We start from the raw sequence: 12,356 nt of genomic DNA, 5'->3' as shown, positions 1-12,356 counted from the left end.
AAAGCTATTCTATTTTATAAGGATCAGCTTCATAAGACTTTTAAATAAAAAGGTGGGATTATATGAGTGAATCCACTTCGCGTAAAAGAAGAAATATTTCGATTGGTTTTATAGCTTTAATTGTAATATCAAATTATCTAGCATATACACTTCCTATTGTACCCGCTGTACCGAAGGAAATGGTGCTAGGGTCCTTGTTAGATTTTCTTATTGTTATTCCAGTCATTACGTATTTCTTTATTATACGTAAACGCTACTCATTAACTAATATATTCCCGGTTATAATTGCGGGGTATATCGCTGCAAGATTCATTATTCCGAGCGATTATTTACAGTCGTTTGCATTTATTTCTTATATTTTAGTTGCAGGAGAAAGTGCATTTATAGGTTTAGAGTTATTTATTCTATATAAGATTGCTAGAGCATTACCTAAGATAATACGATGTTATAAACAATATAAGAATGAATATCCATCATTCTCCTTTGTAATTGATAAAGCCTTTGATACTGCGTTGAAAAGAAATACTGTAGTAGATGTTATTGTTTCGGAATGTAAATTATTTTACTACGCTTTATTCTCGTGGCGTACAAAGATACCAGAAAGTGAGCATGTTTTTTCGTATCATAAAAAGACTGGGGCAATCCCATTTTATATTATGCTGATTCACGCAACATTAATTGAATCAATTGGATTTCATTATTTACTTCATCAGTGGAATGAAGTGTTGGCTTGGGGCTTACTCGTTGTAAATATATATGGAATTTTATATTTTTTAGCTGAGATACAAGCAATTCGTACGAATCCATATATGATGACGGAAACGGAAGTAATTATCCAAGTTGGATTTGGGAAGAAAATCATAATCCCATTTACTCAAATAAAGGAGATTACATTTTATAAAGGTGAAGCATTAACGAAGGAAGAAGGAAAAGAAGTATTCGAAGCAACGGTAATGGAATTTATAAAGGAACCGGCTACTTTTGAAATAAAATTAAAAGAGCCGTTAACAGCGCAGTTATTATATGGGTTTACCAAAAAGGTGAATCGTGTACATGTAAATGTGGATGATGAGCGGGAATTTTATGAAGCGATTGTTGGAAAACTAGTGCAAGATGGAGAATAAAAGAATAGGAATCAGTAAAACCGGCAAGCGAGAGACTTGCCGGTTTTCATCGTAAAAGATTAGAAAATATGATAAAATTAAGAGGTAACTTATGGTATGGTTGGTTGTTCAATTATCACTTCTCCGGATAGAAGGGAGGTGATAATGAATGAGTGAAATTGCGTTACTATTGCAAGGCGGATTGTTTCTCGTTGCACTGTTAACGTTTGTTGTCGTTTTAATCGACAAGCTCAAAAAATAACAACCCACCTATGCCAATAGAATGTGGGTTGTCTCGTTTGTAAGAAACAAATAGGATAAATGAACAATCCAATCTGCTAAGTTACATGGACTGGTGTGTAGCCGCACACTAGTCTTTTTTATTTATATACAATTTATAATTGTTTTATGTGATTGTATTGTTCTTTTCATACTCATTATAACATAGTGTCTTTTTATTAAGAAAGGAGACCATATGTTCTGATTTGTAATTAGATATAAGTTTTTGTACTCTTTTGTTTAAATAACTTATCCATGTATTGTTTTAAATTCTCAATATAAAATTCTTGTTTTTCTACATCATTTACTCCAACAATTGGAGATGGAAGTTGATATTTTTTTCCAGAAAGATGGACAACAACATCAAAAATATCAAATAGACGAATGAAGCAGAATAGGCCATCTTTGTCACTTAATAAGATAAAGTAGTGATTATCACTAGTTGTATTAAGGGTATTCCACAATGAACTTTTACTTAAATCACGAACAATACTTCGTTCTTTTAATTCGATAAAGTCAACATTAGATATAATAGTAGAAATATCAATCGCATCTGGATCATTAAAATAACCGTCAATTGTATGTACTGCGAATGTATAAGCCATTTTTAAGATACTCATTTTATATTTACGGTTATCTAAAAGTAATTCACGTTGAATTGAGCTTGCTACTTTTGTTACGCGCTCTTCTTTCCAAATTTCATTATGTAATGAAATATCATGTTTTTTACATAGTTTCATAATTAATGCATTAGAATAATATACTTCGTCGTTTGTTTCAACTTCTTCAGTTTCCGCTGCAGCTAATTCTTGACCATATTCATTCGTATAAAGAGGGGAATCAATTTGTTGCTTCATTTGTTCGATTTTATATTGAATCAGTTTATGCCGAATTAATGGTCGATCCACGTTTGTTGTGAGATGTTCATAACAAGTATCACAAATTGAATTTGTAAAATAATGTCCACATAAAATCTCTGGGATAACATGTTGTTCACTAAGTTCTTTCGTTTCTTTTCTGCAAATAATACATTGCGTCATATTTATCACCTTTTACCCTGCAAATTTGTATGTAATCTCATTGTAGTGTATTTATTCGCATTTTGGAACATTGAAGGTGAAAATAGCATGTAAAATTCATGGATGTTTTGATACAATATAGGGAAGTGCTAGTTTAAAGGAGGACGTTTTTTTGAAATCGAAAGTGCACTTTTGGACATTAGAAGTGCTAATGGTTGTAGGAATTATATTTATTTGCACAAAAATATCATTTTTATTTCAACCGATTGGCATATTCATTTCCACTTTATTTTTCCCAATTTTAATCGCTTTGTTTTTATATTTCATCTTTAATCCAGTGTTAGTGTTTTTAGAGGCGAAAAAAGTTCCTAGAAGTTTGGCGATATTGTTGTTATATGTTTTTATCATTACACTGGCAGCAGTTGCAATTGGTGTAGTCGTTCCAACGATTTCACAGCAGCTAATGGACCTAGTGAAAAACATGCCAACATATATTAAAGAGGGGAAAGTATACATACAAGAATTATCTCATCATAGGCTATTTGAATGGCTGGCTACACAAGATTATGTATCAATTGAAACGATTGAAAAAAACGCAATTGAGTATTTAAAAGAGATACCAAATACAATAACGTCGAGTGCAACGGCTTTATTCGGTATTATTACAAACGTTGCATTAGTCGTATTTACAGTACCATTTATCTTGTTTTACATGTTTAAAGATGGTCATGCATTTCCAGGAAAAGCTGTTAGTTTTTTACCAGAATCGTATCGTGAAGAAGGACTTCGTATTATAAAAGAAACAGGTGAAACGTTGTCTGCCTATATTCAGGGGCAAGCGCTCGTTTGTTTATTCGTCGGTGCATTTACATTTATCGGATATGTCATCATGGATTTGCCATATGCTTTTGTTTTAGGTATTATAGCGGCATTTACAAATATTATCCCGAATTTAGGACCTTTTATTGGGGCAGCACCAGCTGTAATTGTTGGATTATTTGTATCTCCAATGCAAGCAGCTTGGGTAATTGTTATCGTAACCATTGTACAACAATTTGAGAGTAACATTATTTCACCGCGTATTATGAGTTCGAAATTAAATATCCATCCTTTAACAATTATTGTGTTAATTCTTGGTGTAGGTAATTTCGCGGGTATTGTTGGGATGATTTTAGCAGTACCAGCTTACGCTGTGACAAAAACAGTTGTTTCAAACTTGGTGAGATTATTTAAGATGAAAAGAAATAATCGGAAATAAAAGTATCAAAAAAGATACATTGCTTTTTAAGTGATGTATCTTTTTTTAATGTGTAATTTTTACTTGTTTTTCAAAGAAACTAGTGCTTTAAAATATCATACATTGGACTATGTGGAATCCCTCTCAATAATCCAAATCATTTCTTTGCAACGCGCCATTAACATCTTAATCCTCTCCTCTCATAAGATTTAAATTGCATCATTATAGATGTGTATAATATTTGCTTCTACGATCTCGAATGTCATCCATAATCTTTTTATATTGCTGTTCTTGCACAATTTCAGCTTCAGATAATCGCATCTTTTGAATGGTAATCGTTAAAAAGAAAACATGAAATTTCATAAATGAATTCCTCCTTTTGTAAAGGAATTATAGGTGACTACAATAAGGGACTTGACGTTCTTTCACTTCATCCATAGCATTTTTAATGTGTTGATCGTGTAACATTTCGAACTCAGAAAATTTGTTTTTGTGAATTGTAATCGTTAAAAAGAAAACTTGGAATTTCATAAGGTGATTGCTCCTTTTTATATAAATTTTTAGTACATATGGTTGTAATAAGAAACTTGACGTTCTTTCACTTCATCCATCATTTTTTTGATTTGCTGTTCTTGTAAAATTTCAGTTTCAGAGACTTTACTTTTGTGAACAGTAATGGTTAAAAAGAATACTCGAAATTTCATCAGAAGATTGCTCCTTTTTATATAAATTTTTAGTACATATGGTTGTAATAAGAAACTTGACGTTCTTTCACTTCATCCATCATTTTTTTGATTTGCTGTTCTTGTAAAATTTCAGTTTCAGAGACTTTACTTTTGTGAACAGTAATGGTTAAAAAGAATACTCGAAATTTCATCAGAAGATTGCTCCTTTTATAAATTAATTTTTAATACATTTGATTATAATAAGAACTCTTGCGATCTTTTACTTCGTCCGTAATCGCTTTTAATTGTTGTTTACGTAAAATCTCAGTTTCAGATAAAGATTTTTTCTGAAGAGCAAACGTAAAAAAGAAAATATGAATCGTCATAAATGAATTCCTCCTTTCGTAAAGGAATTATAGGTGACTACTGTAAGGACATTGACGCTCCTTTATGTCATTCATAGTCTTTTGAATGTGTTGATCGTGTAACATTTCAACTTCAGATAATTGCTTTCGTTGGATTGTAATACTGAAAAAAAGTACGTGAAAAGTCATTGAATATTTGCTCCTTCCGAAAAGAAATAGTGTTAGAGATTAAAAAATCGCACAAAAAAGCCACAGGAAGATATAATTCTCCTGTGACAGGCATGAAAAAGCCACAGGAAAGTATACGACCTCCTGTGGCGAATTTGCTAATTAAAGAAAATACCGAACGATTTTCAATTCTCCATTAGGGTGGTCGAATTCATATTTAATTGTAAAATAGATGCAACATGTAATTGTAATTTCATCATTTTATTCGACCTCCTTTTAGAATTTTTTTCTTACGTTAGTAAGTATATACAATTAATGGATAATTGTAAACTAAAAAAGTGAAAATTTTTAATTTTTATTAAAATGTGTATATTTTGGAAGGGAATTTTGATAAGGCGATGTATTAGTTATAGGGGAATTGAATGGAGGATAAAGATGGAACTATTTTATAAGATTGCCTATCACCGAATGTATGACCACTATTTACCTAAATTACTGCAAACAATTGGGTATTTAAATGAAGAAGAGTTGTGGAAATCAGACAGGACAGTAAATTCAATTGGCAGCATTGTATTACATATTTGTGAGCATATAAAAAGAAATAGCAGTCGTTATTCGAATCCGAATATACATTTTGAAAACGGGATTGAAGAATATTTTCCAATTATGCATTTGAGTCCAGCAATGTTATCTAAAACTGTACAAGGAACATTTGATGAATGGAAAAAAGAGTATGTTAAAGCTTGTAATGAAAATACTCGTATAGACATACATTGCTTGTTTCATTTAGTTGAGCATACAAGTTATCATCTAGGACAGGTAGTAGATCGAACAAAATTATTAAAGGGAAAGAAGTTTGATTTTTGTCAAAATGGTTTGAATGAAAAGAACTTGAGGTTCAGTATAGAAAATACAACGGTTTTATAAAGAAGTATCATTCTTTAAGGTATGATACTTCTTTTTTGCGAAAAAATTATGGGAAAATATTGAATGGAAATATATTCTTGTGATATGGTTAATTACATAAGTAATGAACCTATGAACCTAAGGGGGAAGGTATGAAACAATCTCTTGAACAAAATAAGTTAATATACATACAAATTGCAGAAACCATTGAGTCGGATATTTTAAAGGGAATACTGCTTGAAGAAGAAAAGGTTCCGTCAACAAATCAATTTGCAAAATTGCTGCAAATCAATCCGGCGACAGCGGCGAAAGGAGTAAATTTGTTAGTCGATGAAGGTATTTTATATAAAAAGAGAGGGATTGGGATGTTTGTTGCAAAGGGAGCGAAGGAAGTGGTACTAAAGAAGCGACAAAGTGCTTTTAGGAATGAATTTTTGCCTAAAGTGTGGAAGGAAGCGGAGGTACTTGAAATCTCTAAAGAAGAGCTAATCAAAATGATTCAAATGGTTACAAAGGAGGGAAAAGAATGACAATTGTAGTGAAAACTGAAGAATTGACAAAACAATATAAGAAAAAGATGGCTATAAATGGATTAACCTTTTCATTGGAAGAGCATAAAATATATGGTTTGCTTGGTAGAAATGGAGCGGGGAAAACAACGCTACTTCACCTTCTTACTGGACAAATCGTTTCAAGTAAAGGTAGTGTATCTATATTTAATGAAAATGTGTATGAAAATAGTCATGCATTACAAAATATTTGTTTTGTAAAAGTGAAAGAAGAGATTTATTCGAATTATAAAGTGAAAGAAATTTTTAAGTTATGTAACATGTTTTATAAAAATTGGGATCAGAAGTTTGCGGAGGAACTTGCAGTAAAGTTTCAAATAGATGTAAACCAAAAGTACGATAAATTATCACATGGCATGCAGACTGTTGTCGGAATCATTAAAGGATTAGCAAGTAGGGCACCTATTACCATTTTTGATGAGCCGACTACCGGTTTGGATGCAGCGCACCGAGAATTATTTTACAGTATGTTGTTAGAAGACTATGGCAATCATCCCCGAACAATTATTTTATCAACGCATTTAGTAGAAGAGGTAGCGCATTTAGTAGAAGATGTGCTGATTTTGAAAGAAGGAGAAGTAGTTGTTCAATCAGCAGTTGAAGATTTATTACAGCAAGGCCATTACATATCAGGGCGAAAAGATAAAGTGGATGAATTTATGATAAATAAAAATGTTGTATACCGAGAATTGTTTGGAAATAAAGGGATTGGTGTTATATGGGGAGAGCTTTCTAAAGAAGACTATAAATATCTTGAAAGTGAAGAGTTAGAAATTGAGGGAGTGTCGCTTCAGAAATTATTTATTTATATAACGGATGGTGACGTGAAGTGAAGATGCTAATGAATCAGTTAAAATTACACATTAATTATCATTATAAAGCTATTTTAATATTTTGGATTGTAGCGTTAATCATAAAAGGTTCAACGAGTTTAATAGATATAAAAGATATACGAGTTGGCTTTTTACAAGATGTTTTCAACAATCCTTCTATTGCCATTATGTTTTTTATTGTAGTGAGTACTTTCTTTATACAGCTAGATGTATTTCGCTTAGCTGTTTCGTTTGGGACAACAAGGTTACAGTTTTTCATTGGATCAGTTTGTTATATTGCTTTACAATCAGCGTTTTTTTCACTGTTTCAAGTTCTTTTCTTACAGGACTTATTTTATCGTGTGGAAAGTGCTAGTTTGTTAGGAGGTTCAATTGAGCAGTTTTTTGTACAGTTTTTACTTTATGTTACTATAGCGAGTCTTTTTCAAGGAATTGTTATTTTTCAGCAGAGATTTAATTGGGTTGGATGTGGAGTTGGTTCAATCTTTTTTATAGGCTTAACAAGCGTATGTTATGACAGCGGGCTAAAATTGACCCTTACAAAAACTGAAGTTTTGATGAATATACCTTCGTTCATAATCATTTCCAGTGGGCTAATTGTGTTTTACTTTGTGATTAGTGGCATATGTATTCGAAAAATTTCTTTAGAACAAACGGTTTAATAAATTGTATAGCAGTGTTAGATAAAATATTTTAGGAGAGAAGGAAAACATATGGGAGATACATCTTCGTTAATAACGATGTTTTTATGTATTGCATTATTGATTTTATGGCGGCGTTACCGCTCTATGCATAGACCGATAAAGGGAAATGGTAAACGAATTTTATTACCACTGCTTTTTTTATCACCAGGAATTTTAATGTTTTTTGGTCCTATTCATCCGGCCGCAGTATACATTGACTTTGCGATGTTATTTGGAATTCTTTTCGCGATTCCACTTATTATACTTACAAATTATGAGAGAAGAGAAGATGGGAATATCTATACGAAGAAAAGTGTAGCTTTTCTCATTACTTTTATCGGGATTGTAATTTTAAGGTATGGTTCTAGGCAATATATAATTGATTTGGATCAGCAAACGATAGGGTTATTGTTTTATGTTGTTGCTATTTCTTATATTGTTCCATGGAGAATTGCTTGTTATATGAAGTTTAGAAAAGTTTTTCGTACAGTTTCATAGAGCTGAGTTTTTTTGTTTCGTTGGAGGGAGGTTGGAATATGCGTACTATTTTACTTTTTTTAGGTGAGGCACAAATAGATGAAATTGAAGCAATTAGAAAAAAGCATGATCCTTTATTTGGATTCATTCAACCACATATTACACTTGTTTTTCCTTTTGAAAGTGCACTTTCTAATGATGAACTAAGAGCGCATATAGCCCGGAAATTGGAAGGGGTTCATCCAATAGAAGTTGAGCTTATCGATTGTATAAGTCATGAAGGTGATTATTTGTTCTTACGCATTGAAAAAGGAAGGGAACAGATAAGGAAGTTGCATGATGAGTTATACAAAGGGCCTTTGGCGAAATTTTTGCGAAGTGATATACCCTATATACCACATGTTACAGTTGGACGAAAAGAAAATGAAAAACGGGCAATAGAAATCGCAGAGAAGATGCCGAGATTAAGTACGCGATTGCAATGTATACTTGAAAAAGTAAGTGTTGAATGTATTGGAGAAGGTGGAGAATCAATAATAGAATTTGAAGTGGAACTTTCAAAATAAAAAGGAGATACAAATTTGTATCTCCTTTTTATTGTTTTTTCATATATATATGTGTTAAAATGGAAAAACGCTCACTGTTTATTTTTATAAAACTCAATAATTACCCAATTTAATTATAACAAATTAAATGCTTGTTTGTCAAACTTTTTATTGAATTTATTATAGCATCAAACAATGAGAATCAGAACGATTAGTTGATAAGGAGTGGCGATATGGAGAAAACAGATCAAGAGTGGAAACAGGAACAACATCGTGTGAAAGAAGTAGTTGGAAAGATTGAAAAACATATTGATACATTAGAGCAATATACAAGTGCAGCAACAAAAGATGTTGTCCAGATTCGAAAACATTTTTGGGACGATGTAACTGTGAATGTTGATAATACAGAAGAGGCTATCGAAACGGCAGCAAGTATCAAACAACAAGCGGAGTTATTATCTGAACGAGAGCAAAGTCACCGCCATGCTTACAAGCAACTAAAAGGATTACAAAGATTACAGCAATCACCATACTTTGGAAGGGTAGATTTTTTAGAAGACGGTGAAAAAAGTGAGGATGCTATTTATCTTGGTATTCACTCATTCTACGATGAACAGACAGAACAATTTCTTGTGTATGACTGGCGAGCCCCTATATCAAGTTTGTATTATGACTATTCTGTAGGAAGAGCTAAATACGAAGCACCTAATGATACGATTTCGGGTGAAATGACCTTAAAAAGGCAATATGTTATTCGGAATGGTCGAATTGTAAGTATGTTTGATACAGGAGTGACGATTGGCGATAAATTGCTACAAGAAGTATTAGGAAATAACGCCAATACACAAATGAAAAGCATTGTTTCAACAATTCAAAAGGAACAAAACCAAATTATCCGGAATGAAAAGAGTCGTTTACTTGTTGTTCAAGGAGCTGCGGGGAGCGGTAAAACATCGGCAGCACTTCAGCGCGTTGCATATTTATTATATCGTTATCGAGAGACATTACATGCAGATCAAATCGTTCTCTTTTCTCCAAACTCGATGTTTAATAGCTATGTATCTACAGTATTGCCGGAACTTGGTGAAGACAATATGAAGCAAACGACATTCCAAGAATACTTAGAGCGTCATATTGATAAGAAATTTGAATTAGAAGATCCATTTACACAAATGGAATATGTACTGACAAGAATGGAAGAAAAGAGTTATGAAACACGATTAGAAGGGATTAGATATAAAGCAAGTTCTGATTTTATTGAAGTAGTAGATCAGTATGTATCCTATTTAAAACGAGAAGGTATGTTATTTAAAGATATAAAATTTAGAGGGGAAGTATTAATCTCTAAAGAACAAATGAAAGAACAATTTTATAAATTTGATCCTTCAATACGGATTCCGAATCGAATAAAGTTAATTTCTGAGTGGTTGTTAAAAGAGTTAAGAAAACAAGAAAAAATAGAGAGAAAAGAGTTATGGGTGGAAGAAGAAATACAGTTATTAGATAAAGAAACATATGCGAAAGTGTATCATCAATTGCAACGAGAGGAAGAACATTCAAATGGTGCATTTGATGATTTTGAGCGGGAACAGAAGATGCTAGCAGCGATTGTTGTAAAAGAGCATTTTAAACCGCTTAAAAGACGTGTGAAAAAATTACAATTTATGCATACACCAGCACTCTATATGCAGTTATTTAAAGATCCGCAGTTTGCTAAGCAACTTGTAGAAGAAAATGAATTACCGCAAAGATGGAATGAAATATGCAAAGAAACTATAGAAAAAATACAAGATTTTTATATGTCATATGAAGATGCAACGCCTTATTTATACATGAAAGACCAACTAGAAGAATTACAAAGAAATACTTCTGTGCAGCACATATTTATTGACGAAGCACAGGATTATTCCGCATTTCAATATGCATTTTTGAAACGAGTATTCCCGCATACAAAAATGACGATACTAGGCGATTTTAATCAGACTATTTATGAACATGCGTCAGAGAATGAATTTTCACAGTTAAGTACGCTGTACGGGGAAGAACTGAGTGAAAGAATCGTTCTTACACGTAGCTATCGCTCCGCAAAACAAATTATTGAATTTACGAAGCAGTTAATTACAGATGGGCATGAAATTGAACCGTTTCAGCGTGAAGGCAAACAACCAATTATAACGGAAGTGAAAGAAGGGAAAGTGCATCATAAAAAGATTGTGGATCAAATCGAACAGTTGCAGCAAAGTGGTCATAAGACAATTGCAGTTATTTGTAAAACAGCGGAAGAAAGTGAAGAAGCTTATCTTGCATTACAAACATCATTACAAGTTCGTCTTATTAAGAAAGAAACGAGTTCGTTTGATGCTGGTATTTTGATTATCCCGTCATATTTATCGAAAGGGGTAGAGTTTGATGCAGTTATCATTTATGATGCATCAAAGAAAAAATATAGTAGAGAAAGTGAACGGAAATTATTTTATACTGCTTGTACGCGTGCAATGCATGAGTTATATATTTATTCTGTAGGGGAGATGAATGAATTTTTACAGTCTGTTTCTCCAAAAACGTATTGTTACAAGAAAATGTAGAAGCGGAATAAAAGAGGGTGTTACATGTTAATGTACCTAAGTTTTCTTTAAAGGGGCGGATTACATGGAATTGATAAATATTAATGGGGATACTTATAAAATGGAATGTATACCTTTTGAAGACAAGAGTGAACAGGATGAAGAGGGATATTATGAATATTATTATAAGGGAATATATATATTGTTTCATTCGGACAAAGATATAATAAAAGCTAAAATTTATGATGGAGAAAAAACAATCTCGTTTTTGAAAAACCCTATTCCTTATTTTGGTGAAGGGATTGAAGCGATAAAATTATATGTAACGAAAGAGTTTGGTGTAACTGACTTTCAGTATCTCGGTGGAGAAAAAGGGTATGTAGAGTTATAGTTCATAAAAAAAGCTGGTTTATACCAGCTTTTTATTGTGTGAAAATTTTACGAAAATATCCAATTGAATATTGTATATAATCCAATGCAGGCAGTTATAATCAATATTAGCAAGATAGAAATACAACCAATTGTAACTAGGGTATCCTTCCAAGTTTCTTCAGGTCCTTGGACAATCTGGCTTATGACACGATGTTGTATATTAGAGCTAGTATAGTTTAATGATAATTTATTAATTATTGCAGAATCACCTTTAAATTTTAAAGCTCTTACAATCTCATTAGGACTGTTGCCCATCGATTTTTCAAATCGTTGGCATGCTTGAAGCATTTCAGGTGTTTTGTTTTCTTCAAGATACCAATAGCGTCCGGCCATTGTTGGATATTGTAACTTGAAATAAATATCACCTAATTTTTTGCGAAGTGAAAGGTCCTCAGGGTAAGCCTGAATTAAGCCATGAAGTCGATCTCTTGCTTTTCCTAAGTCGTGATTTTCGATATCTTTTTCAATTTTGATTAATGTTTTCTCTTTCACAAAAGTCCCCTTTTTGTGA

Annotated in this window: 19 protein-coding genes; 11 read left to right on the top strand and 8 right to left on the bottom strand. The window is 32.3% G+C overall.

Annotated elements, in window-relative coordinates:
* Positions 1–62: 62 nt before the first annotated feature.
* Positions 63–1,124: a hypothetical protein gene (locus ACM6HU_RS27630; protein ID WP_077294109.1), complete on the top strand. Its 1,062-nt coding sequence runs from the start codon at positions 63–65 to the stop codon at positions 1,122–1,124.
* Positions 1,125–1,272: 148 nt separating this feature from the next.
* A complete protein-coding gene (locus tag ACM6HU_RS27625) occupies positions 1,273–1,365 on the top strand; it encodes a putative holin-like toxin (RefSeq protein WP_001289320.1) in 93 nt (30 codons plus the stop codon).
* A 229-nt stretch (positions 1,366–1,594) separates the two neighbouring features.
* On the opposite strand, the gene ACM6HU_RS27620 is transcribed toward ACM6HU_RS27625, so the two are convergent.
* Positions 1,595–2,422 (bottom strand): HNH endonuclease, encoded by an 828-nt coding sequence (locus ACM6HU_RS27620; protein WP_016115195.1) that lies wholly within the window; start codon positions 2,420–2,422, stop codon positions 1,595–1,597.
* A gap of 151 nt (positions 2,423–2,573) precedes the next feature.
* Here ACM6HU_RS27620 and ACM6HU_RS27615 point away from each other — a divergent pair, with 151 nt between their 5' ends.
* Entirely contained in the window at positions 2,574–3,659 is a 1,086-nt protein-coding gene (locus ACM6HU_RS27615; protein ID WP_016115194.1) for an AI-2E family transporter, read from the top strand.
* 201 nt (positions 3,660–3,860) lie between these two features.
* On the opposite strand, the gene ACM6HU_RS27610 is transcribed toward ACM6HU_RS27615, so the two are convergent.
* Genes ACM6HU_RS27610 through ACM6HU_RS27585 form a run of 6 tightly spaced genes read right to left on the bottom strand, consistent with a single transcriptional unit; the run spans position 3,861 to position 4,857 of the window.
* Positions 3,861–4,001, bottom strand: coding sequence for a YrzI family small protein (locus ACM6HU_RS27610; protein ID WP_016115193.1), 141 nt, complete (start codon positions 3,999–4,001; stop codon positions 3,861–3,863).
* 27 nt (positions 4,002–4,028) lie between these two features.
* Complete coding sequence (locus ACM6HU_RS27605; protein WP_003198148.1) at positions 4,029–4,169, bottom strand: YrzI family small protein; 141 nt, start codon at positions 4,167–4,169, stop codon at positions 4,029–4,031.
* 29 nt (positions 4,170–4,198) lie between these two features.
* Entirely contained in the window at positions 4,199–4,342 is a 144-nt protein-coding gene (locus ACM6HU_RS27600) for a YrzI family small protein (protein WP_003198150.1), read from the bottom strand.
* A gap of 29 nt (positions 4,343–4,371) precedes the next feature.
* Positions 4,372–4,515: a YrzI family small protein gene (locus ACM6HU_RS27595; RefSeq protein WP_003198150.1), complete on the bottom strand. Its 144-nt coding sequence runs from the start codon at positions 4,513–4,515 to the stop codon at positions 4,372–4,374.
* Positions 4,516–4,545: 30 nt separating this feature from the next.
* Positions 4,546–4,689 carry a YrzI family small protein gene (locus ACM6HU_RS27590; RefSeq protein WP_003198152.1) on the bottom strand — a complete coding sequence of 48 codons (144 nt, stop codon included), beginning with the start codon at positions 4,687–4,689 and terminating at the stop codon, positions 4,546–4,548.
* Between the two features lie 27 nt (positions 4,690–4,716).
* Positions 4,717–4,857, bottom strand: coding sequence for a YrzI family small protein (locus ACM6HU_RS27585; RefSeq protein ID WP_016115192.1), 141 nt, complete (start codon positions 4,855–4,857; stop codon positions 4,717–4,719).
* A 414-nt stretch (positions 4,858–5,271) separates the two neighbouring features.
* Between ACM6HU_RS27585 and ACM6HU_RS27580 the strand changes: the two genes are divergently transcribed.
* The 8 genes from ACM6HU_RS27580 (at position 5,272) to ACM6HU_RS27545 (ending at position 11,804) form a co-directional block, all read left to right on the top strand.
* The gene (locus tag ACM6HU_RS27580) at positions 5,272–5,763 is read left to right on the top strand and encodes a hypothetical protein (protein WP_016115191.1); all 492 of its coding nucleotides are present in this window, start codon (positions 5,272–5,274) and stop codon (positions 5,761–5,763) included.
* A 131-nt stretch (positions 5,764–5,894) separates the two neighbouring features.
* Positions 5,895–6,272, top strand: a complete 378-nt coding sequence (locus tag ACM6HU_RS27575) for a GntR family transcriptional regulator (RefSeq protein WP_006095115.1) — start codon at positions 5,895–5,897, stop codon at positions 6,270–6,272.
* Positions 6,269–7,144, top strand: a complete 876-nt coding sequence (locus tag ACM6HU_RS27570) for an ATP-binding cassette domain-containing protein (RefSeq protein ID WP_016115190.1) — start codon at positions 6,269–6,271, stop codon at positions 7,142–7,144. The genes ACM6HU_RS27575 and ACM6HU_RS27570 overlap by 4 nt, the downstream gene beginning before the upstream one ends.
* A gap of 2 nt (positions 7,145–7,146) precedes the next feature.
* On the top strand, positions 7,147–7,806 hold the full coding sequence (locus tag ACM6HU_RS27565; protein ID WP_033671903.1) for a DUF4052 family protein: 660 nt from the start codon (positions 7,147–7,149) through the stop codon (positions 7,804–7,806).
* 51 nt (positions 7,807–7,857) lie between these two features.
* Positions 7,858–8,325, top strand: a complete 468-nt coding sequence (locus tag ACM6HU_RS27560) for a CcdC family protein (protein WP_016115188.1) — start codon at positions 7,858–7,860, stop codon at positions 8,323–8,325.
* A 38-nt stretch (positions 8,326–8,363) separates the two neighbouring features.
* Entirely contained in the window at positions 8,364–8,870 is a 507-nt protein-coding gene (locus ACM6HU_RS27555) for a 2'-5' RNA ligase family protein (protein WP_016115187.1), read from the top strand.
* A 212-nt stretch (positions 8,871–9,082) separates the two neighbouring features.
* Positions 9,083–11,434 (top strand): RNA polymerase recycling motor HelD, encoded by a 2,352-nt coding sequence (gene helD, locus ACM6HU_RS27550; protein ID WP_016131495.1) that lies wholly within the window; start codon positions 9,083–9,085, stop codon positions 11,432–11,434.
* A 64-nt stretch (positions 11,435–11,498) separates the two neighbouring features.
* On the top strand, positions 11,499–11,804 hold the full coding sequence (locus ACM6HU_RS27545; RefSeq protein ID WP_016115185.1) for a hypothetical protein: 306 nt from the start codon (positions 11,499–11,501) through the stop codon (positions 11,802–11,804).
* 47 nt (positions 11,805–11,851) lie between these two features.
* Here ACM6HU_RS27545 and ACM6HU_RS27540 read toward each other — a convergent pair whose 3' ends face one another.
* Positions 11,852–12,337, bottom strand: coding sequence for a DUF6584 family protein (locus ACM6HU_RS27540; protein WP_077294112.1), 486 nt, complete (start codon positions 12,335–12,337; stop codon positions 11,852–11,854).
* Positions 12,338–12,356 lie beyond the last annotated feature (19 nt).

The organism is Bacillus sp. IT-79MI2 (genome assembly GCF_949768135.1).
In the GTDB taxonomy this organism is placed as follows: domain Bacteria; phylum Bacillota; class Bacilli; order Bacillales; family Bacillaceae_G; genus Bacillus_A; species Bacillus_A pseudomycoides.
This window is presented reverse-complemented; position numbering and strand designations above follow the sequence as displayed.